This is a genomic window from Streptomyces sp. NPDC001270 (assembly GCF_042896695.1).
GTDB lineage: Bacteria > Actinomycetota > Actinomycetes > Streptomycetales > Streptomycetaceae > Streptomyces.
The window spans coordinates 178,641-197,867 of the sequence record NZ_JBIAXM010000006.1; the positions used below are offsets into that span (position 1 = coordinate 178,641).

The 19,227-nt window shown below is 69.8% G+C and carries 21 protein-coding genes and 2 pseudogenes; 11 read left to right on the forward strand and 12 right to left on the reverse strand.

From position 1 onward, the window contains the following. Positions 1 to 2: 2 nt before the first annotated feature. Positions 3 to 104: pseudogene (locus tag ACFY2B_RS12620) on the forward strand (transposase); the annotation flags it as partial. Between the two features lie 29 nt (positions 105 to 133). Here ACFY2B_RS12620 and ACFY2B_RS12625 read toward each other — a convergent pair. Further along, the gene (locus tag ACFY2B_RS12625; protein ID WP_390763126.1) at positions 134 to 763 is read right to left on the reverse strand and encodes a TetR/AcrR family transcriptional regulator; all 630 of its coding nucleotides are present in this window, start codon (positions 761 to 763) and stop codon (positions 134 to 136) included. Positions 764 to 833: 70 nt separating this feature from the next. Between ACFY2B_RS12625 and ACFY2B_RS12630 the strand changes: the two genes are divergently transcribed. Together ACFY2B_RS12630 and ACFY2B_RS12635 are read left to right on the forward strand one after the other, a co-directional pair. Continuing rightward, a complete protein-coding gene (locus ACFY2B_RS12630; protein WP_390763127.1) occupies positions 834 to 1,706 on the forward strand; it encodes a ketopantoate reductase family protein in 873 nt (290 codons plus the stop codon). A 233-nt stretch (positions 1,707 to 1,939) separates the two neighbouring features. Further along, the gene (locus ACFY2B_RS12635) at positions 1,940 to 3,061 is read left to right on the forward strand and encodes a GNAT family N-acetyltransferase (RefSeq protein ID WP_390763128.1); all 1,122 of its coding nucleotides are present in this window, start codon (positions 1,940 to 1,942) and stop codon (positions 3,059 to 3,061) included. A 168-nt stretch (positions 3,062 to 3,229) separates the two neighbouring features. Here ACFY2B_RS12635 and ACFY2B_RS12640 read toward each other — a convergent pair whose 3' ends face one another. Beyond that, positions 3,230 to 3,505 (reverse strand): DUF4031 domain-containing protein, encoded by a 276-nt coding sequence (locus ACFY2B_RS12640; protein ID WP_390763129.1) that lies wholly within the window; start codon positions 3,503 to 3,505, stop codon positions 3,230 to 3,232. A gap of 7 nt (positions 3,506 to 3,512) precedes the next feature. Next, the gene (locus ACFY2B_RS12645) at positions 3,513 to 3,896 is read right to left on the reverse strand and encodes a hypothetical protein (protein ID WP_376532604.1); all 384 of its coding nucleotides are present in this window, start codon (positions 3,894 to 3,896) and stop codon (positions 3,513 to 3,515) included. A gap of 172 nt (positions 3,897 to 4,068) precedes the next feature. Here ACFY2B_RS12645 and ACFY2B_RS12650 point away from each other — a divergent pair, with 172 nt between their 5' ends. From ACFY2B_RS12650 to ACFY2B_RS12660, 3 genes are all read left to right on the forward strand, one after another. After that, a complete protein-coding gene (locus tag ACFY2B_RS12650; RefSeq protein ID WP_390763130.1) occupies positions 4,069 to 4,989 on the forward strand; it encodes a MurR/RpiR family transcriptional regulator in 921 nt (306 codons plus the stop codon). A gap of 237 nt (positions 4,990 to 5,226) precedes the next feature. After that, positions 5,227 to 6,162: an N-acetylmuramic acid 6-phosphate etherase gene (gene murQ, locus ACFY2B_RS12655; RefSeq protein ID WP_390763131.1), complete on the forward strand. Its 936-nt coding sequence runs from the start codon at positions 5,227 to 5,229 to the stop codon at positions 6,160 to 6,162. A 16-nt stretch (positions 6,163 to 6,178) separates the two neighbouring features. After that, complete coding sequence (locus ACFY2B_RS12660) at positions 6,179 to 7,780, forward strand: PTS transporter subunit EIIC (RefSeq protein WP_390763132.1); 1,602 nt, start codon at positions 6,179 to 6,181, stop codon at positions 7,778 to 7,780. Here ACFY2B_RS12660 and ACFY2B_RS12665 read toward each other — a convergent pair. From ACFY2B_RS12665 to ACFY2B_RS12675, 3 genes are all read right to left on the reverse strand, one after another. Then, positions 7,773 to 8,900: an NADH:flavin oxidoreductase gene (locus tag ACFY2B_RS12665; protein ID WP_390763133.1), complete on the reverse strand. Its 1,128-nt coding sequence runs from the start codon at positions 8,898 to 8,900 to the stop codon at positions 7,773 to 7,775. The two genes, ACFY2B_RS12660 and ACFY2B_RS12665, sit on opposite strands and share 8 nt — an antisense overlap. Before the next feature lie 167 nt (positions 8,901 to 9,067). Continuing rightward, positions 9,068 to 9,307: a hypothetical protein gene (locus ACFY2B_RS12670; RefSeq protein ID WP_390763134.1), complete on the reverse strand. Its 240-nt coding sequence runs from the start codon at positions 9,305 to 9,307 to the stop codon at positions 9,068 to 9,070. Next, positions 9,304 to 9,546, reverse strand: coding sequence for a hypothetical protein (locus ACFY2B_RS12675; RefSeq protein WP_390763135.1), 243 nt, complete (start codon positions 9,544 to 9,546; stop codon positions 9,304 to 9,306). The genes ACFY2B_RS12670 and ACFY2B_RS12675 overlap by 4 nt, the downstream gene beginning before the upstream one ends. 112 nt (positions 9,547 to 9,658) lie before the next feature. Here ACFY2B_RS12675 and ACFY2B_RS12680 point away from each other — a divergent pair. The 5 genes and pseudogenes from ACFY2B_RS12680 (at position 9,659) to ACFY2B_RS12700 (ending at position 13,554) form a co-directional block, all read left to right on the forward strand. Further along, positions 9,659 to 10,505 (forward strand): annotated as a pseudogene (locus ACFY2B_RS12680) (helix-turn-helix domain-containing protein). Further along, on the forward strand, positions 10,489 to 10,764 hold the full coding sequence (locus ACFY2B_RS12685) for a DUF397 domain-containing protein (RefSeq protein WP_390763136.1): 276 nt from the start codon (positions 10,489 to 10,491) through the stop codon (positions 10,762 to 10,764). Before ACFY2B_RS12680 ends, ACFY2B_RS12685 begins: the two are co-directional and overlap by 17 nt. 303 nt (positions 10,765 to 11,067) lie before the next feature. Further along, the gene (locus ACFY2B_RS12690; RefSeq protein WP_390763285.1) at positions 11,068 to 11,964 is read left to right on the forward strand and encodes a hypothetical protein; all 897 of its coding nucleotides are present in this window, start codon (positions 11,068 to 11,070) and stop codon (positions 11,962 to 11,964) included. Positions 11,965 to 12,023: 59 nt separating this feature from the next. Beyond that, positions 12,024 to 12,704 carry a Uma2 family endonuclease gene (locus ACFY2B_RS12695; protein WP_390763137.1) on the forward strand — a complete coding sequence of 227 codons (681 nt, stop codon included), beginning with the start codon at positions 12,024 to 12,026 and terminating at the stop codon, positions 12,702 to 12,704. A 100-nt stretch (positions 12,705 to 12,804) separates the two neighbouring features. Continuing rightward, complete coding sequence (locus ACFY2B_RS12700) at positions 12,805 to 13,554, forward strand: hypothetical protein (protein ID WP_390763138.1); 750 nt, start codon at positions 12,805 to 12,807, stop codon at positions 13,552 to 13,554. A 191-nt stretch (positions 13,555 to 13,745) separates the two neighbouring features. On the opposite strand, the gene ACFY2B_RS12705 is transcribed toward ACFY2B_RS12700, so the two are convergent. The 6 genes from ACFY2B_RS12705 to ACFY2B_RS12730 form a co-directional block, all read right to left on the reverse strand. Next, positions 13,746 to 15,041, reverse strand: a complete 1,296-nt coding sequence (locus ACFY2B_RS12705; RefSeq protein WP_390763139.1) for a hypothetical protein — start codon at positions 15,039 to 15,041, stop codon at positions 13,746 to 13,748. A gap of 264 nt (positions 15,042 to 15,305) precedes the next feature. Further along, the gene (locus ACFY2B_RS12710) at positions 15,306 to 15,749 is read right to left on the reverse strand and encodes a PIN domain-containing protein (protein ID WP_390763140.1); all 444 of its coding nucleotides are present in this window, start codon (positions 15,747 to 15,749) and stop codon (positions 15,306 to 15,308) included. Next, on the reverse strand, positions 15,746 to 16,012 hold the full coding sequence (locus tag ACFY2B_RS12715) for a CopG family transcriptional regulator (RefSeq protein ID WP_390763141.1): 267 nt from the start codon (positions 16,010 to 16,012) through the stop codon (positions 15,746 to 15,748). Before ACFY2B_RS12715 ends, ACFY2B_RS12710 begins: the two co-directional genes overlap by 4 nt. 154 nt (positions 16,013 to 16,166) lie before the next feature. Then, positions 16,167 to 17,789, reverse strand: a complete 1,623-nt coding sequence (gene groL, locus ACFY2B_RS12720) for a chaperonin GroEL (protein ID WP_376532628.1) — start codon at positions 17,787 to 17,789, stop codon at positions 16,167 to 16,169. A 522-nt stretch (positions 17,790 to 18,311) separates the two neighbouring features. Beyond that, complete coding sequence (locus tag ACFY2B_RS12725; RefSeq protein WP_004986573.1) at positions 18,312 to 18,515, reverse strand: cold-shock protein; 204 nt, start codon at positions 18,513 to 18,515, stop codon at positions 18,312 to 18,314. A 434-nt stretch (positions 18,516 to 18,949) separates the two neighbouring features. Further along, on the reverse strand, positions 18,950 to 19,225 hold the full coding sequence (locus tag ACFY2B_RS12730; RefSeq protein WP_390763142.1) for a MoaD/ThiS family protein: 276 nt from the start codon (positions 19,223 to 19,225) through the stop codon (positions 18,950 to 18,952). Between the last annotated feature and the right edge of the window lie 2 nt (positions 19,226 to 19,227).

Below are 19,227 nucleotides of genomic sequence, written 5' to 3' on the forward strand. Positions count from 1 at the left end.
GCAAGGCCCAGGGCAGCATGATCCGCCGATACATCGTCTGGCGGAACGAGAACGCCGCCGGCAAGCGCCTCACTGCCCTCGTCCACCGGGCGAACGCCACCTGACCCGCGCCGCCGGCGTCGGTCCTGGGCCGTCAGATCCGGGTCGGTGGCGCGCTCAACGCTGCCGTCAGGAACGTGATCGCCCATCGCCGGGCCGCGTCGCCCGCCACCGGGGACCCGCAGCCGGGGGAGGGCTGCTGGTGGACCTCAAGGCGGTCGACGACCGTCACGGCAAGGATCCCCCGCATCCGGAACCACAGTTCCTCCGGGGAAAGGCCGGGCAGTACGCGCGCGAAGGCTGCGAGGTAGCGCTCGCGGACCGAGTATTCGGCCGGGCCGGTCCAGCTGCGGGCCTCCTCGGCCGGGTCGCTGAGGATCGTCACGATCAGCCGGGACGTCCGGGCGCCGCCCTCGTCGTCGGCCGGCATCTCGTCGAACAGCGGCCCCGCGAATGCCTCCACCAGTTCGCTGACCGACGGGTCGGGGGTCCGGGCGAGCAATGTGTCGAGCCCGGCGCACTGGGCAGCGTTGACGGGCTCGCTCACGCGGCGGGCGACTGCGGCCATCAGCTCCGCCTTCGAGCCGAAGTGGTAGCCGACGGCGGCCAGGTTCGCTCCGGCGAGTTTGGTGATCGCGCGGACCGAGGTGCCGCGGTATCCGTGCTCGGCGAAGAGGCGCTCGGCCGCGTCGAGGATCTGGGTGCGAGTGTCTGGGGTCGCCACACAAGGGACTCTACATATGTTTGAATGAAACGAACGTATGAGTCAAACGAACGTGTGAAAGAGGGCTGTCATGAAGCTGCTCGTGTACGGCGCCGGGGTGTGCGGCAGTCTGTTCGCCGCCCGCATGCATGAGGCCGGCCACGACGTCTCGCTCCTCGCCCGGGGCGAGCGCCTGACCGCCCTGCGCCGGCAGGGAGTGCAGCTCGCCGAGGAAGACAGCCCAGCTGTCAGGCGGGTGCCGGTGCCGGCGATCGAGCACCCGGACGGCGCGTACGACCTGATCACCGTCTTCGTCCGCACCCACCAGGTGAATGCGGTGCTGGAATCACTCGCTGATGTCCAGGGCGACGTGCTGTTCCTGCTCAACTGGGCAGCCGGCCCGGAGGCGCTGGGTGCGGTGATCGGCCACGAGCGGGTGCTGCTCGGCTTCCCCGCCACTGGCGGCACGATGGACGGCGACGTGATCCGCTACCGCAAGACCAATTTCATCACCCGCCGGGTCGTGATGCCGATCGGCGAGCCCGACGGCCGTACCACCCCGCGACTGGTACGGATCGTGGAGACGTTCCGTACCGCCGGGTTCAACGCCAAGGCCGTGCCGCAGATGGATGCCTGGCTCAGGACGCACGCCGCGTTCGAGGTCCCGCTCGGTCAGGCGGTATACGCGGCGGGCGGCCCGGTAGCGCTGGCCGACGCCCCGGACGCGGTCCGCGGCATGCTCCACCTCATGCGGCAGAACCTCGCCGCGATGGAGACGCCGCCGGTACCCCGCGCGTTCGCCGCGTTGCGGGCTCTGCCGCAAGGGCTCCTCGTGGCCATGTTCCGGCGCTTCCTGACGAGCCCGACGGCCGTGCACAGCGGACTCAACGACCCCTCGCCTGCCACGGCGGCCGAACTCAACCGGCTGGCCGAACAGCTCCGTACCCCTGCGGCAGCCCGCTGAGCGACCCAGGACGGCGCAAACCTCACCGCGCACATCACCGCCAGTCCCACAGTCCTCGAACCCAGCTCCGCCGGCTCCACGGACGGCAACCGCTGACCTCATGACCGTTTCGGCAGCAATGGAGCGTCCGGCCTTCGGAGTTGGCGTGGCTTTTACCCCCCTTGCGGCCACGTCCTTCAAATAGCCCGGCACTACAGGGCGAACGTCGGTCGATGCGGCACTAGTCTGCGCGCATGCGTGAACTGGGCGGAGATCAGGTGGACGAGGCCGTCGCGGGCTGTGTGGCGACGCTGCGCGCGGCCGTGGACCGGGACTGGACGGCGGTCAGGGCGGGGTCGCTGGACTGGAGCTGCCGGCAGACCGCCGTGCACCTCGCGAGCGATCTCATCGCGTACGCCGGGCAGTTGGCCGGACGCGCGCAGGAGTCGTACGTACCCTTCGACATCACCCTGGACGGCGAGGGCGACGAGGGCATGCCCGCCGCCGACAGCGCCGGCGTCCTCCAGGTCATCGAGACCACCGGCGTGCTGCTCGCCACCACCGTGCGCACCACCCCGCGCGAGGTGCGCGCCTTCCACCCGTTTCCCTTCCGCAGCGCGGACCGCCAGGGCTTCGCCGCGATGGGCATCGCCGAGGTACTGCTGCACACGCATGACATGGCCACCGGGCTCGGGCTGGCCTACGAGCCGTCGGCGGACCTCGCCGAGTCCGTACTGACCTGCATCTTCCCGCATGTCCGGCCCGGCCCGGCGCCCTGGCCGACGCTGCTGTGGGCGACCGGCCGCGGCGAGCTGCCCGGACGTGCCCCGGTCACCGACTGGCGCTGGTGCAACAACCTCGTCATCCCCGCCGAACGGCTCACCCTCCAGGGCGTACGGCCCGCCGCCGCCCGCGATCTGCGGCTGGGCGGCGACGGCGGCTTCGACTGGATCGACGGCGGCCCGTTCCAGGGCACGCGGGACGCCGCCGGAATGGTGGCCAAGAGCTATGAATCCGGCGTCCACCGGCCGGAGTTCGGGCTGTTCGTGCTGGTCCGGCGGGAGGACGGCCGGGCACTCGGCGGCCTGGGCTTCCACTCGGCCCCGGACGAGGACGGCCGCGTCGAGATCGGCTACGACCTCGCCGAGGCCGCCCGAGGCCAGGGGTACGCCACCGAGGCGCTGGCCGCGCTGGCCGAGTGGGCGTTGGCCAGGGACGAGGTGAACCTGCTGGTCGCCTGCGCCGAACAGGACAATCTGCCGTCGCAGGGCGTGCTGAACCGGACGGGGTTCGTCCGTGCCGACACGGCGGAGGAGGAGACCGCGCACACGGAGCACGGCATGGCCCGTTCGCTCCGGCTCTACGTCCGCCGCTGAGCCACCTGACACCCCTCCGGCCCGCGACTCCAGCCCCACCGAGCCGAGCCACCTGACACCCCGCCGCCCCACGGCTCCAGCCCCGCCGGGCCATCCGACACCACACCAGCCTGCGACTCCAGACCCGCCCCCGCCGGGCCACCGACACCCCACCCCCGACCCGCGTCGCTACACCCGCCGGGCCTGCCGCCCCTTCGGCCTGCGCAGCCCGGCCGCGTACAGCAGCCGCACCACGTCCCGGCTGCGCACCTGCACCGCACCGGCGGCCACCGCGTCCTCGTACCGCTGTGACGGGATGTCGTAGTGATCGCGTTCGAAGGCGCGGCGGGGCACACCCAGGGTGGCGGCGAACAGGTGCAGTTCGTCGTAGGAGACGTCGCTGACGAGGTGTGACCACATGCGTCCGTGTCCCGGCCAGTCCGGCGGGTCGATGTAGACGGTCACGGCTGCCTCACGAGGACGGCACCCCGCCCGTGGCCCGCCCCAGCGAGCCGACCGCCGCGACCTTCACGCCCGCCTGGTGGCACACCCAGTGCGGGTCGGGTCCGAGTTCCGGCTCGACGTCCAGCGCGTGCGGATCGCCGGAGCCGCACACCGGGCACAGCGGCCAGCGCCCGTACCGCTCCAGGAGGGCGTCCTGCACGTCCTGCGCGACCAGCCCGGCGACGTAGGCCGCCCCGTCCGGCCACTGCTCGACCCACCAACGCCGCTGCACGACCGATTCCTCGACCAGCGAGACCACGTCCGCGTCGGCGACCTCACCCGCGACCAGGTCGGCGAGCACCCGGGCACGGGCCGTGTGCAGGGCACGTTCCAGTGGGGTGATGGGATCCATGGCGCCATTGTGCGGGGTCCCGCCCCCGCCACCAAGCCGTACCGCACCCCGCGTCTTTCATCTCACGTCGCCCGTCCCCCGGCCCCCGGCCGGGGCCCCTGCCTCCCCTCCCCCCTGAGACCACGCCGCCGCGGTCTTGACCCCGGCCGCGAGCCGAAAATATCTTTCACGAGTGACCCAGGACGTGAAGGAAATTTTCGGCAGCCCTGGCAGCCCCGGAAACGCGCCGCCCGCCCCGGCCGCCCTCACCGCCAAGGTGCGCACGCTCGCCCCGTCCATGACCCGTTCGATGCAGCGGGTCGCCGAGGCCGTCGCCGGCGACCCGGCCGGCTGCGCCGCCCTCACCGTCACCGGGCTGGCCGAACTCACCGGCACCAGCGAGGCGACGGTCGTCCGCACCGCCCGGCTGCTCGGCTACCCCGGCTACCGTGACCTGCGCCTCGCCCTCGCGGGCCTGGCCGCCCAGCAGCAGTCCGGCCGCGCACCCGCCCTCACCACCGACATCGCGGTCGACGACCCGATCGCCGACGTCGTCGCCAAACTCGCCTACGACGAGCAGCAGACCCTCGCCGACACGGCCGCCGGTCTCGACACCGCCCAGCTGGGCGCGGCGGTCGCCGCGCTCGCCGCCGCACGGCGCACCGACGTGTACGGGATCGGCGCGTCGGGACTGGTCGCCCAGGACCTCACCCAGAAGCTGCTGCGCATAGGCCAGATAGCCCACGCCCACAGCGATCCGCACCTCGCCGTGACCAACGCGGTGCAGTTGCGCTCCGGGGACGTGGCCATCGCCATCACCCACTCCGGCTCGACGGGGGACGTCATCGAGCCGCTGCGGGCCGCCTTCGAGCACGGCGCCACCACGATCGCCGTCACCGGGCGGCCGGACGGTCCGGTCACCCAGTACGCCGACCACGTGCTCACCACCTCCACGGCCCGGGAGAGCGAGCTGCGACCGGCCGCGATGTCCTCGCGCACCAGTCAACTCCTCGTCGTGGACTGCCTGTTCATCGGAGTGGCGCAGCGTACGTACGAGACGGCCGCGCCCGCGCTGGCCGCTTCCTACGAGGCGCTCGCCCACCGGCACCGCTGAGCACCGGGTGCTCCGCGGGTCCCCCAGGAAGAACCGCGTCGCCTCTCGCCTGCGGGCGGCGCGGAGGCGGGTCGCTCCCCCGAGTTCTCGGTTCCCGGTTCCCGGCTCGGCTCGCACACTCGAACAGAGGGACCCCCGTTCCCGGCGCCCCGCGCGCGGGGAATGCCGAACCGCAGCGGACTTCGCTCGCTCCACCCGCACCGCACGCCTGAAAAGCACGGAAAAGAGCCGCTCGCCATGACCTCCACGTCCGACCCCCGTCAGCTCCGCGCCCAACTCGACACGCTCACCACCGAAGCCTTCCGGCCGGAACTCGCGGACATCGACCGGCTGCCCACCCTGGAGATCGCCCGGCTGATGAACGGCGAGGACAGCGCCGTACCCGCCGCCGTGGCCGCCTGTCTCCCGCGGATCGCCGCCGCCGTCGACGCGATCGCCGCGCGCATGGCCCGCGGCGGCCGGCTGATCTACGCGGGCGCCGGCACCGCGGGCCGCCTCGGCGTGCTGGACGCCTCCGAGTGCCCGCCCACCTTCAACACCGACCCCGCCCGGGTCGTCGGCCTGATCGCGGGCGGCCCCGCGGCCATGGTCACCTCCGTGGAGGGCGCCGAGGACTCGCCGGACCTGGCCCGCGCGGACCTCGACGCCCTCGCGCTCACCCCCGACGACACGGTGGTCGGCGTCTCCGCCTCCGGCCGCACCCCCTACGCCGTCGGCGCGGTCGCGCACGCCCGCGCTCTGGGTGCCCTGACCGTCGGCCTGGCCTGCAACGCGGACAGCGCGCTCGCGGCGGCGGCCGAACACGGCATCGAGGTCGTCGTCGGCCCCGAGCTGCTCACCGGCTCCACCCGGCTGAAGGCCGGTACGGCGCAGAAGCTGGTCCTCAACCTGCTGTCGACGATCACGATGATCCGGCTGGGCAAGACGTACGGAAACCTGATGGTCGACGTCCGCGCCTCCAACGACAAGCTGCGCGCCCGCTCCCGCCGTATCGTCGCGCTGGCCACCGGCGCCACGGACGGGGAGATCGAGCGGGCCCTGGCCGAGACCGGCGGCGAGACGAAGAACGCGATCCTGACCATCCTGGCCGGTGTCGACGGCCCGACGGCCGCCCGCCTTCTGGAGGAGTCGGACGGTCATCTGCGTGCCGCGCTGGCGGTCGCGGGCGGCTGACCCGCACGCTCGGGGAGTGCGCATCGACCCCGCCTCCACCGCCGCCGCGCTGCTCCCCCTGGTCGGCGGCCCCGCCAACGTCACCTCCGTCGCCCACTGCATGACCCGGCTGCGGCTGGGCCTGGCCGACGCCTCGGCGGCCGACGCGGCCGGGCTGCGCGCGCTGCCCGGGGTGCTGGGCGTGGTGGTGGACGGGCCGTCGTACCAGGTGGTGCTGGGACCGGCGGCGGTGGCCGGCGTCACGGCCGAGGTCGAACGCCTGACAGCGGAAGCAGCAGCCGGGACGACCGGGACAGGCGGTACGACCGGAACAGGCGGCACCACCGGGACAGGCGGTACGACCGGAATCCTCGCGCCGACCGGGACGGCGGAGGCCACCGGGACGACCGAGGTCACCGGCGCAGCCCCCACGACCGCCGCCGAACTGGCCGCGCGGGGCGCCGTGCTGCGGGAGGAGCGGCGCCGCCGCAACGCGACCCCGGTCAAAGCCGCGCTGCGCCGCGTCGCGGCCGTCTTCGTGCCGCTGATCCCGGCGTTGATCGGCTGCGGCATCCTCGCCGGGCTGGCCGGACTGCTGGCCAATGCGCACTGGCTGCCCGGCCTGACGCCCGCCCTCACCGCCATCGCCTCCGCCTTCATGGCACTGATCGCGGTGTTCGTCGGATACAACACGGCGAAGGAGTTCGGCGGTACGCCGGTGCTCGGCGGGGCGGTGGCGGCCGTGGTGGTCTACCCGGGCGTGGCGCAGGTGACGGCGTTCGGTGTGCGCCTGACGCCCGGCCAGGGCGGGGTGCTGGGCGCGCTGGCGGCGGCGCTGCTCGGCACGTACGTGGAGAAGTGGTGCCGCGGCCGGGTACCGGGCGCGCTGGACGTCCTGCTCACCCCGACCGTCACGGTCCTCACCGCGGGCCTGGTGACGCTGTACGGCCTCATGTACGCGGCCGGTGCCGTGGCCACCGCCATCGGCACGGCGGCGGACTGGCTCCTGGCCACCACCGGCGCGTTCGCCGGGCTGGTGCTCGGCGGTCTGTTCCTGCCCCTCGTCATGCTGGGCCTGCACCAGGCGCTGATCCCCATCCACACCACCCTCATCGAGCAGCAGGGCTACACCGTCCTGCTGCCCCTGCTGGCCATGGCGGGCGCCGGCCAGGTGGGCGCGGCCCTCGCGGTGTACGTCCGGCTGCGCCACGACACCTCCCTCCGTACGACGATCAGGTCGGCGCTCCCGGCGGGGCTGCTGGGCGTCGGGGAGCCGCTGATCTACGGGGTGTCGCTGCCGCTGGGCCGGCCGTTCCTGACCGCCTGCGCGGGCGGCGCGGCGGGCGGGGCCTTCGTCGGCTTCTTCGCGATGCTCGGCGACAAGGTGGGCGCGACGGCCATCGGCCCGTCCGGCTGGGCCCTGTTCCCGCTCCTGGCGGGCAACCGGCCACTGGCCCTGACGGCGTCGATCTACGCGGGCGGCCTGCTGACCGCCTATGTGACGGGCTTCGCCGCCACCTACGCGACGGTCCCGGCCCTCCGACCTGAACCAGGCGGAGAACCGGGACCGAGCGGGGAACCCGGACCGCGCGGAGAACCAGGTCCCGGCAGGGAACCGGGACCGGGCGGCGTCAGCTGAGCGTCTTCAGCGCGCCCCCGTCGTACGGCTTCAGCTCGTCGAACCGGCCCTCGAGGACCTTCGCCGCCCACTCCGGGTCCTGGAGCACCGCGCGCCCGACCGCCACCAGGTCGAACTCGTCCGCCTCCAGCCGGTCCAGGAGGTCGTCGATGCCCCTGACCGCCGAGCCCTCACCCCGGAAAGCCGTGCTGAAGTCACCGTCGAGACCGACCGAACCCACGCTGATGACCGGCTTGCCCGTGAGCTTCTTGGTCCAGCCGGCCAGGTTGAGGTCGGAGCCCTCGAACTCGGGGAGCCAGTAGCGGCGGGTGGAGGCGTGGAAGGCGTCCACACCGGCCGCGGCCAGCGGGGTCAGGATCGCCTCCAGTTCCTCGGGGGTCTCGGCGAGCCGCGCGTCGTAGTTGTCCGACTTCCACTGCGAGTAGCGGAAGGTGACCGGGAAGTCGGCGGAGACGGCCGCGCGCACCGCGGCCACGACCTCCGCCGCGAACCGGGTCCGGGCCACCGGGTCCCCGCCGTACGCGTCGGTACGCCGGTTGGTGCCCGCCCACAGGAACTGGTCGAGCAGATAGCCGTGGGCGCCGTGCAGCTCCACCCCGTCGAAGCCGATGCGCTCCGCGGCCACCGCCGCCTCGGCGAAGGCGCCGATCACGGCGTCCAGGTCGGCCTGCGTCATCGCGTTGCCGGTGCCCTCGGTGCCGTCGAGGCGCAGCCCGGAGGGGCCGACCGCGGGCGCGTCCGGGAACGGCGGCTGCCCCTGCTCGCGGACCATGCCGATGTGCCACAGCTGCGGGAAGATCGTGCCGCCCGCCGCGTGCACCGCCTCGGCGACCCGGGCCCAGCCCGCCAGCTGCTCCGTGCCGTGGAACCGCGGAATCCGGTCGCTCTGTCCGGCCGACTCGTGACCCACGTAGGTGCCTTCGGTGACGATCAGTCCGACACCTGCGGCGGCCCGCCGGGCGTAGTACGACACGACGTCCTCGCCCGGGATGCCGCCCGGTGAGAACGAACGGGTCATCGGGGCCATCGCGATCCGGTTGGGGACCGTGACCCCGTTGATCGCGATCGGGCGGGCGAGAACCTGGGCCGCGCGGGAGGCGGACGTGGCGCTGACGGTCACCTGGGTACTCCTCGGTGCTGGGGACGTGATGGGGGATATGACGGGGGGGATCGACACAGGCAGTGTGTGCATGCGCATCCGTACAGCACCTGAAGCAACCTCGGCACCCTCCGCCAGATTCCACCCCGACCGCTTTGTGACCCGGAACATAGCCCTCCGGCCTCACCTCAGCGGGGCGGCTCGATCGCCCCCAGCAGACTGGCCTCCCGGTTCAACCGCCGCACCCGCTCCCGCAGCACCTCACCCGGCGCCGCCGCCTCGGCGGACTCCGGCGGACAGTCCCACTCCCGCCCACCACCAACGGGCCGCAACTGCACACACCCGCCCACGTGATCCATCACCTCACCGAGCCGCCCGCTCCGTAGATCGACGACATACCGGCCGACCGCGGGCCGCTCCCCGCTCACGCCCCACCGCCCCGCGCCACCCCCCGCAGCGCAGCCGCCAGCCGCGCGGCCACCCCGAGATTGCAACGCCCCAGATCGACCAGGGCGTACGGCTCCTCCTGCCCGGCCGACAGCGGATCCACCCCGAGCCCCGGCAGGATGATGCCGACGTCGCGCAGAGCCGAGCGCAGTTGCCCCACCGCCTCCTCGGTCGTCCGAGCGGACCGCGCGACCTCCGCCGCGCCCTTCATCTCTTCCATCCCACACCTCCACGCTGAGTTCGTGATTCGCAACACAGCGTGGCCGCCGGACTCCTAACCTGGCGAGACGCCACACCCCAACAAGATCGGGTGTCGGACGGGGAGGAATGCCATGCCCGGACCGAAGGACCTCGACCCGTCGTCGTCACCGCGCGCCCTGCTGGGCGCGGAGTTGCGGCACGCACGGGACACGGGAGAGGAAGGGCCTCAGTCAGGCCCAGTTGGGCCAACGGCTGTTCGTGAGCGGATCGTTCATCGGACAGTTGGAGACGGGATCCCGGCGGATGCAGCAGGAGTACGCGGTGCTGCTGGACGAAGTCCTGGGAACGGCGGATTTCTTCACGCGCAATTGCGCGGCAGTGGCCAAGTCGAAGTATCCGGAGCACTTCGCCGAAGCGGCAGAGGCGGAAGCGAGCGCCACAGCGATCAGGGAGTACGCGCCGCTGCTCATCCCCGGACTGCTCCAGACACCCTCCTACGCGGCTGCCGTCTGCCGGGCCTACCAGCCAACGGCACCCGAGGAGGCGATCGACAAGCTGGTGGCAGCCCGGATGGAGCGTGCCCACATCCTCGACAATCCAACAGACCCTTTGTTGTGGGCGGTGATCGACGAGGCCGCACTGCGCCGGGTGACGGGCGGACGTGCGGTGATGGCGGAGGCCCTGCGGCACATCGCCGACCTGGCCGACCGGGGCCGTGTCATCGCGCAAGTCCTGCGATTCGAGGCGGGAGCGCACGCCGCAATGCAGGGCGCGATCAAACTGATGGACTTCGAGGAAGCCCCTCCGCTGGTGTATTTCGAGGGAGTCGGCACCGGACGCCTGGAGGACGACCCGGCCGTCATCCGTCACCAGCGGTTCACGTACGAACTCCTCACGGCCTGCGCGCTCTCCCCGGAGAACTCCCTGGTCCTCATCGAGGCCATGGCGCAGGATTACGCGCATGAGGACCATCCCTGAGTACGACCCGGCCGGGGCCACCTCCGCCTGGTACAAGTCCAGCTACAGCGGCGGCAGCGGCGGAAACTGCCTGGAAGTAGCCCGCTGGCGCAAGTCGACGTACAGCGGCGGCGACGGCGGAAACTGCCTCGAAGTAGCCGACGGCCACCCCGCCCTCATCCCCGTCCGCGACTCCAAGAACCCCCACGGCCCGAAGCTCGCGTTCCGACCGGACGCCTGGTCGGCGTTCATCAAAAACGTCGGCAACCTGGGCGCTTGAGCCTCGGGCACCGAGCCCCGAGCCCTCTTTGCAAGGAACGGGTGGAGGTCCCAACCCGCCCTCCCACCCTGCGAGTTGACTTGACGCAACCGACTTGCAACGGAGGGTGACAACCGTCTAGCGTCCCGCATAACGAATCAGCCCCCGCCAGGTGCGCCAACACCTGCGGGGGCTTGACCGACGAGATCGAACACCCAAAGAAAGCGATCCCGCGGCTACCGACGAGATCGAAATGAGGTCGATCCCGTGGCTGACGCCAATGCTAGTGCTGCCCACCCGTCCGCGCATCCGACCCCGCCCCCGATGGCCAATCCGGGTTACGGAAAACGTTCGACTCCTGACCAACTCCCCCGTACCAACCTCGACTTCGCGCATCTCCCGCCCCGCGAGGCAGCCATCGCCGCGTACGTCGACCGCCTCCCCGACGGCGCCGACATCTCCGTGAAGACGCTGGCCAACACAACCCCGTACGGCCAATGCGCCCTCCGCACCGCCCTCAACCGACTCGTAACCGCAGGCCACTTGAGGCGCGGCCGGGAACGGCTGGAGACCACGGCCGGAGGAACCCGCTGGATCACCCGAACGTGGTGGTCCCGGACCGCGCGCGACGACACGTGGTGGGCGGCGTTCACCCGCGGCGACGCACCGGAACCCGGACAGCCTCCAGGACCGCCGCCGGACCAGCCGCCAGCCGACCACCGCGGCCCCACCCGGACCCGCGCCCACACCCTCCTCGCCGCCCTGGGCCGCACGGCCCCGGTGCTGTCGCTCTCCGCCGCCGACTGCGCGGCCCTCGCCCCGCTCCTGACGGACTGGTTCACCCGGGGCGCCACCGACGAGTCCGTACTCCGCGCCCTGACCGAGGGCCTGCCCACCCCGGTCCACCACCCGGCCGCCCTGGTCCGCCGCCGCCTGCTGGACAAACTCCCGCCCGAACCCGTACGGCAGTCACCCCGCCCGCCCCTCCGCCTCCTGGAGTGCGCGAAGTGCGGAGTCCCCGGACGCCCGGAGGCCCTGCCGGGAGGCGTGTGCAGCGGCTGCCGTGGCGAACGCGCCCCCACACAACCCCGTACGCCCCTGCCCGCCCCCGCAGTCCGAGCCCGCGCGGACAAGATCCGCGCTGCGATGTCCACGACACCTCTGAACAACCGACCGGACAACCAACCGAACAACCGCCCACAGGACAGGACACCCCCATGACGGCTCCTACGGTCCGCCGAGATCACTCCGATGCACCATGGAGGGAAGGAGGCAACGCCATGACCCCTGACACCGCTGACCGCCCGCAGATGTCCGTCGAGGACTTCGAGGAACTCGTCCGCAGGGCTCCGCGAGAGCTGCGGAACCGGCTGGAGTTCCTCGGCGGAAGGCTGTGCATTCGGCACGGCCCGCTCGACGTCGAGGAATTCGAGGAACTGGCCGCGGCGGCCCCAGAGACCGTGCGGCTCGAATACATCAACGGAAAAGTCGAGGTCAAGGCAGTGCCGGACGGCAACCACGGCGAGATCTTCATGTGGCTGCTCCGCCAGTGCATGCAGCAGCGCCCCGAGCTGAACCTCATGCCCGAACGGGGCGTCAAGGCCGAGGCATACCGCAAGGGCCGCGCCCGCACCGACGGGTTCCTCGCACCGGTGGGCCACTTCAGGAGTCACGGCGAATGGTCCGCCCCCGACGGCGCACTCATGGCCGTAGAGATCACCTCCCACGACCGCGACACCGACCAGCGCGATCGGATCGACAAGCCCATCGGCTACGCGGCGGCCGAGATCCCCGTCTACCTCCTCATCGACCGCGACAACAACACCATCGTCGTCCACAGCGAACCCAAGGCCGGCCGCTACCAGCAGACCCAGTCGTACCCCTGGGGCACGACCGTCGAACTCCCCGCCCCGGTGAGCATCACCCTCGACACCGAAGAACTCAAGGAATACGCCGACTGACGCCCATGCCCATCGAGGGCCGGCGCGGTGGAGCGTGAGTCAGCCGTAGGCGCGCCCGATCGGCTGTCGTGAACCGTGGAACGACCTGATCCGTTGTGTCTTGGAACGCCGCAGAAGACTCAACCAGGAGGAAACCACCGTGCTACCACCAAGAGCCGCCGAACTCCCTGAAGCAGAAAGGAAATTCTGGGAGGAAACGAGAAACATCTACTACGAAAATGATTCACGGAGTTCCACAAGAGAGAGAACACCCGAGCTGGCGAAAGCGTGGGAACACGGATATAATTCCGGCCGCCAGAATCACCCGGCCCCATACTCTGAGATCCATAAATACGACTTGTTTGTGCAGAAGTTGGCCAAGACGGCAGATGACAACCATGAAAGCTTTTGGGATCCCGGTACTTGGGTCCACTACATGCATAAATCGGGCTACGAGTTCGGCGCTCTGGAGAAGAAGTACGGATCGCGGGACGCTGCCCTGCAGAAGAAGATAGACATGTTCTGGCAGCCAGGGGATCGTCCTCGGCGGCCTGAGAGTGATGCCACCCTGGCCGTGCGGCATACCGCGAACCGCGTCGCCACGCGGCTCAGGGAGATAACGGGGATCTCCCAGAACCGCGATACCCGCGACGCTCGTGCCGCCGGAGCGCCACTGGGCAGCGGCGGTGCTGCCACGGAATCGGCCGAACGGCTGTTGCCGTCGGCCGCCTCGGTGGCTTCCTTCCTCCCGGAGGGAACCGACACGGAGTGGTCGCGGCCCGCTTCGCCCGATCAGCGGCCGTCGGCGGCCACCCCGCGCCCCATTGCCCTCGATCTCGGACCCGCCCGTAATAAGAGGTCCGCCCGCTGAAGGAGCAGGGAAGACACTCATGGCATGAATAACAAAACGCCGCCGGATCCACCCTGATCCACCCGACGGCAGAACCGTAATTCCCTGAAAGAACGACCGGACCGGACACCACTCCCTTGCCGCGGATCCCTCGACCAGAGTGGTCCGACACACCACCTCGACCCTTACCGTCCGGGGCCGACAAACCACCGCTAGCGTGCCGGGCCCCCCGCGCCGCGCCCCCGCCCCGAAGGCTGGAAGTTACCCCGGTGGGCCGGGGGAAGGTTCCCCCTTTCCACCTGACCCTCCTGCCTCGGCGGAGCGCACTGATAAGGCGACATGCCGACGGGTGGCCGAGGAGCGGAGGCCATATGACTCTGCTGGCTCCGCCGCGCATCCGCCCCCTGATGCAATTCTTGATACCTCTGATACATCTTCGTGTAATTTTGCCATCGGCCGGGATCCTGCCGGACGGAATCTCTTGCCCACCTTGCCTCGTTGTAGAGATCCTGCGTCGCAGACGGCGGCTGCGGGGGCGACGCGTCGTTCCAGGACGGGTGAGGACTGTTGTTCCAGTCCTGGGAAAACACTCGAAACTGCTCTGAGTCCGCATTCTTATGCCTGGCCCACCACTCGGCGTAAGACCAGAGATTTCCGTCCACCCCTGCGTGTTCGGTGTGCTGCCCGGACCGCGCATACCACTCGGCATACTGGTGACGGAACTGCTCGTATTCCGATGCCCGGCCCTCTCTGGCATTCTGCGTCGCCGCACGGACGTTCTCCGGCGTCAGCGCCCATTCCAGTCTCCGCCGCGCATCCCGTACTTCCGGCGCAGCCAGCAGATTGTCCGCAGACCCGATCAGCCGGTCGTGCCCATCGCGCTCGTCCGGCATGCTGAACACGTCCGCACCGCCGATGTACAGGGTAGATATCCCTTTGTAATGGATGATTTCCTGCTGATGACGGAAGGCCACCTCGCGGAGAGTGGCCAGGACGTCGATCCCCCCGGGTACATTCGGCATGGAGTACCGCGCGTATTCCCCCTCATTGACCCACAGCGGTTTGGGTCCTGCCGGATCCCGGTCCCGGCTGGAACTGACATACACCGTTTCTCTGTGGTTGTTCTGGTAGTACTGGATACTGGAGGGAACTTTATCGCTTTTATTCTCGAACCCGTCCCTGAAGACAATTCCGAGGCCGCGCTCCCTCGTGTGGGTCTCAAAGCGGTAGAGCGGATCACGGTCCAACCTATGAGCGATCTCATAGTCGGCAGCCGGTCCGCTGTTGGCCACCGTGAGATATACCGGGTCGACGCCGTATCTGGATTCCCCGGAACCCACCGTTTCCACCGGGTCCGGCCCGACCCTCCTCCCGGGAAAGGCTTCCCATGCCTGCCGGAAGTCCTCTGGAGTACTCTCGAAGCCCTCGTAGGAACCCCCGGAATCGCTGTCTGCCGCCGAGCCGAAAGATCTGGCCGGGGAGTAATCGTCCCGCGCCCGCTCCACCATCCGAGAGTCACTCCTCCTGTGTTCGGGCATGTGACAGCGCAGAAGTCACCGCCGACTCCGACCGGCCCTACGCCCAGCTTCCACTTGCTCCAGTTTCTTCCACCTCCTGAAACGGCTGAAAATACCGACCGGTTCACCAGCCCCGAGCCCTGGCAAGGGCATCTCGAACATGACGACGAGTGGCCGCTGCGAAAGCAACCGCCGCGGCGGTCCGCGCGCTCGCCAAGGATCCACGCCCGGCACTGCTTCAGCGGAACACGGAGATCAGAGCGGTAGGTCGTCCGGAAGTACCCGGAACGCCTTGTGACGACCCAGCGGGCGTACGGCCCGGAAGTCCCGCCGGTCGAGGGTGAGGATCGCGTCCGTGTCGTAGTCGGCGGCCAGCGCCACGTTCACCGCGTTGGCGAGATCGAGGTCCAGCGCGCGATAACGGACCCGGACGGACTGGGCGGCACCCAGCTGGGCCTCAGTGATCTCCGGCATGACCACACGCCCGCGGCTCATCCAGCGCCGCAGATCGTCGACGGCGCTGAGAGCGGCATCCCGCCCCAGCTCGCGCGTGGCGACGTGGTCCAGCTCCGCGAGCAGAAGTGGGGACATGACCAGGAGACCGGCCGCCATGATCGCCTCGTTGGCCGCCCCGTGCTCCGGGTGATGCAGGTCCAGGGCCGCCAGGAGGCCGGACGTGTCGGCGATGACAATGATCACGCAGCGGTCCCGGGCTCGGAGCCGGCCTCGCGCCGGACCGCGTCGGCGACCGTGTCCCGGACCTCGGCCTTGGACGGGGTACGGCCCGGACCTTCGAAGGTGCGCGAGAAAAGCGGCTCGTCCCAGACCCTGTTCGCCATGGCCGCGAGGTGGATGCCCTGACGGATGATCTCCGCCTCGCTTATCCCGCGCCGTCTGGCGGCCTCCTTGATGATCGCCAGATCCTCGGGGTCGGCGTAGACATTCGTGCGCTTCATCGACATGTACCAATGCTAGGTCATGTACCAGATTGACACATGTCATATGAACCGGTGGGCCGCTCGCTACCGGACAGGCCGCCGCAACGCCCGAGGGCGGCACCCCCCGTCACAGACAGGGAGTACCGCCCTCGGAAAAGGACAGGTGATCCAGGAAGGATCAGAAGTCCATGTCACCGCCCGGCATGCCGCCCGGAGCGGCCGCGGCGGCCTTCTCCGGCTTGTCGGCGATGACGGCCTCGGTGGTGAGGAACAGCGCGGCGATGGAGGCGGCGTTCTGCAGAGCGGAACGCGTGACCTTCGCCGGGTCGATGATGCCCTCGGCGACCAGGTCGACGTACTCACCGGTCGCGGCGTTCAGGCCGTGACCCGGGGTGAGGTTGCGGACCTTCTCCACCACGACGCCGCCCTCAAGGCCGGCGTTGACGGCGATCTGCTTGAGCGGGGCCTCCAGGGCGAGCTTGACGGCCTGCGCGCCGGTCGCCTCGTCGCCGTCCAGCTCCAGCTTCTCGAAGACGCTGGTGGTCTGGAGCAGGGCCACGCCACCGCCGGCGACGATGCCCTCCTCGACGGCCGCCTTGGCGTTGCGCACGGCGTCCTCGATGCGGTGCTTGCGCTCCTTCAGCTCCACCTCGGTGGCGGCACCGGCCTTGATGACGGCCACGCCGCCCGCGAGCTTGGCCAGGCGCTCCTGGAGCTTCTCGCGGTCGTAGTCGGAGTCGCTGTTCTCGATCTCGGCGCGGATCTGGTTGACCCGCCCGTTGACCTGCTCGGAGGAGCCGGCACCGTCGACGATGGTGGTCTCGTCCTTGGTGATGACGACCTTGCGGGCGCGGCCCAGGAGGTCCAGGGTCGCGTTCTCCAGCTTGAGGCCGACCTCCTCGGAGATGACCTCGCCGCCCGTGAGGATGGCGATGTCGCCGAGCATGGCCTTGCGGCGGTCGCCGAAGCCCGGGGCCTTGACGGCGACGGACTTGAAGGTGCCGCGGATCTTGTTGACGACCAGGGTCGACAGGGCCTCGCCCTCGACGTCCTCGGCGATGATCAGCAGCGGCTTGCCCGACTGCATGACCTTCTCCAGGAGCGGGAGCAGGTCCTTGACGGAGCTGATCTTGGAGTTGGCGATCAGGATGTACGGGTCGTCCAGGGACGCCTCCATACGCTCCATGTCGGTCGCGAAGTACGCGGAGATGTAGCCCTTGTCGAAGCGCATGCCCTCGGTGAGCTCAAGCTCAAGACCGAAGGTCTGCGACTCCTCGACGGTGATGACGCCTTCCTTGCCGACCTTGTCCATGGCCTCGGCGATCAGCTCGCCGATCTGGGTGTCGGCGGCGGAGATGGAGGCCGTGGAGGCGATCTGCTCCTTGGTCTCGACGTCCTTCGCCTGCTCCAGCAGGGCGGTGGAGACGGCCTCGACGGCCTTCTCGATACCGCGCTTCAGGGCCATCGGGTTGGCACCCGCGGCGACGTTGCGCAGGCCCTCCTTGACCAGGGCCTGGGCGAGGACGGTCGCGGTGGTCGTACCGTCACCGGCGACGTCGTCCGTCTTCTTGGCGACTTCCTTGACCAGCTCGGCGCCGATCTTCTCGTACGGGTCCTCCAGCTCGATCTCCTTGGCGATGGAGACACCATCGTTGGTGATCGTGGGGGCGCCCCACTTCTTCTCAAGGACGACGTTGCGGCCCTTGGGGCCGAGGGTGACCTTGACGGCGTCGGCGAGCTGGTTCATACCGCGCTCAAGGCCGCGCCGCGCCTCCTCGTCGAACGCGATGATCTTGGCCATGTGAAGTGGTCCCTCCAGGACTGGGGGTGATTCCAACGGACCGCGCCCGCGCCCGCGACGGACGGCTCGTCGGCCTCGTGGTTCCTTGCCCCACCCGGCCTACGGGCCTCACCGACCCGGTCCTTCATTGTCACTCTCACCTTCAGAGTGCTAACGCCAATGATTAGCACTCGGGTGGGTCGAGTGCAAGGCGCGCCCGCGAAGCGGGCTCCAAGGGGTGGTGGTCGGGTGACGGGTGGGAGCAAGGCGCGCCCGCGAAGCGGGCTCCAAGGGGTGGTGGTCGGGTGACGTGGCTCCACGAATGGAAGTGGTCGGCTTCCGGCGTGCCGGGGGTGCGTCAGCCGTGCGCGAACACGCGTCGGCGCGCCCCCGGACGGCGACGGGAGCACGCAACGGGGAACAGGTGCCGGGAACAGGTGCCGGGACGGCGACCGGAACGGATGACGACTCCGGCGCGAGGACATAAGGACATGACGAAGGACCCGTACCCGTAAAGGTGCGGGTCCTTCGTGACAAGAAAATTCAGGCGGTGACGCGAACCATGTCGGCCTGCGGGCCCTTCTGACCCTGCGAGATCTCGAACTCGACCCGCTGGCCCTCTTCCAGGGTGCGGTAGCCGTCCATCTGAATGGCGCTGTAATGGACGAAGACGTCCGCACCACCGTCGACCGCGATGAAGCCGTACCCCTTCTCCGCGTTGAACCACTTGACGGTGCCCTGAGCCATGCCTAACTCCCCTATTACTGGCCCTTGCACAGATCCACACCTCGCGGACCCGGGTCAGACCTCACCCCCCAAGGTTTGGGGGCGTGCGCCGGAACGCGTCGACCGCGGCTGAATGTATCTGTCCAACTGCCGTCTGCAACAGGTCAATCGGACGAGAAATCTGGACGTACCCGGTCGGGAATCTCCCGAGAATTCACCAGAATTCAGGGCAAGTCGGGCCTCATAAAAGGAGTAAAAGCCACAAAAAACGCGCACAGATTGGCGACTTCTTGCGGGGCGCGCGGAATGATTCCAGGGACCGCGCCCCGGGCGTGGGGCTCGCGTTCCCCAACTCTACCGCGCTCAACCCCACTGAATTGCCCCCTCCGCTTCTCTCACGGAGGGGGCAATTCGATGAACAGTCGGTGACAGGCGTAACCGAAGGTAACGAGGGGTCAGCCGCCGGCCACGGCCGGGATGATGGAGACGCCCGCGCCCTCCGGGGTGACGGTCTGAAGGCCCTGCTCGAAGCGGACGTCGTCGTCGTTCACGTACACGTTGACGAAGCGGCGCAACTGGCCCTGGTCGTCCAGGACCCGGGCGGCGATGCCCGTGTGGTTCTTCTCCAGGTCGGCGATCACCTCACCGAGGGTGGCACCCTCGGCGCTCACCTCGGCCTGACCGCCGGTATAGGTGCGCAGGATGGTGGGGATACGAACGGTGACGCTCATGC

Excerpts from the sequence above, each read along its gene's own strand:
- ACFY2B_RS12695 (WP_390763137.1), top strand. The coding sequence starts at position 12,024 with ATGACCCCTGACACCGCTGACCGCCCGCAGATGTCCGTCGAGGACTTC.
- ACFY2B_RS12705 (WP_390763139.1), bottom strand. The coding sequence starts at position 15,041 with ATGGTGGAGCGGGCGCGGGACGATTACTCCCCGGCCAGATCTTTCGGC.
- ACFY2B_RS12675 (WP_390763135.1), bottom strand. The coding sequence starts at position 9,546 with ATGGAAGAGATGAAGGGCGCGGCGGAGGTCGCGCGGTCCGCTCGGACG.
- ACFY2B_RS12730 (WP_390763142.1), bottom strand. The coding sequence starts at position 19,225 with ATGAGCGTCACCGTTCGTATCCCCACCATCCTGCGCACCTATACCGGC.
- groL (WP_376532628.1), bottom strand. The coding sequence starts at position 17,789 with ATGGCCAAGATCATCGCGTTCGACGAGGAGGCGCGGCGCGGCCTTGAG.
- ACFY2B_RS12725 (WP_004986573.1), bottom strand. The coding sequence starts at position 18,515 with ATGGCTCAGGGCACCGTCAAGTGGTTCAACGCGGAGAAGGGGTACGGC.
- ACFY2B_RS12685 (WP_390763136.1), top strand. The coding sequence starts at position 10,489 with ATGAGGACCATCCCTGAGTACGACCCGGCCGGGGCCACCTCCGCCTGG.
- ACFY2B_RS12635 (WP_390763128.1), top strand. The coding sequence starts at position 1,940 with ATGCGTGAACTGGGCGGAGATCAGGTGGACGAGGCCGTCGCGGGCTGT.
- ACFY2B_RS12715 (WP_390763141.1), bottom strand. The coding sequence starts at position 16,012 with ATGTCGATGAAGCGCACGAATGTCTACGCCGACCCCGAGGATCTGGCG.
- ACFY2B_RS12645 (WP_376532604.1), bottom strand. The coding sequence starts at position 3,896 with ATGGATCCCATCACCCCACTGGAACGTGCCCTGCACACGGCCCGTGCC.
- murQ (WP_390763131.1), top strand. The coding sequence starts at position 5,227 with ATGACCTCCACGTCCGACCCCCGTCAGCTCCGCGCCCAACTCGACACG.
- ACFY2B_RS12630 (WP_390763127.1), top strand. The coding sequence starts at position 834 with ATGAAGCTGCTCGTGTACGGCGCCGGGGTGTGCGGCAGTCTGTTCGCC.
- ACFY2B_RS12690 (WP_390763285.1), top strand. The coding sequence starts at position 11,068 with ATGGCCAATCCGGGTTACGGAAAACGTTCGACTCCTGACCAACTCCCC.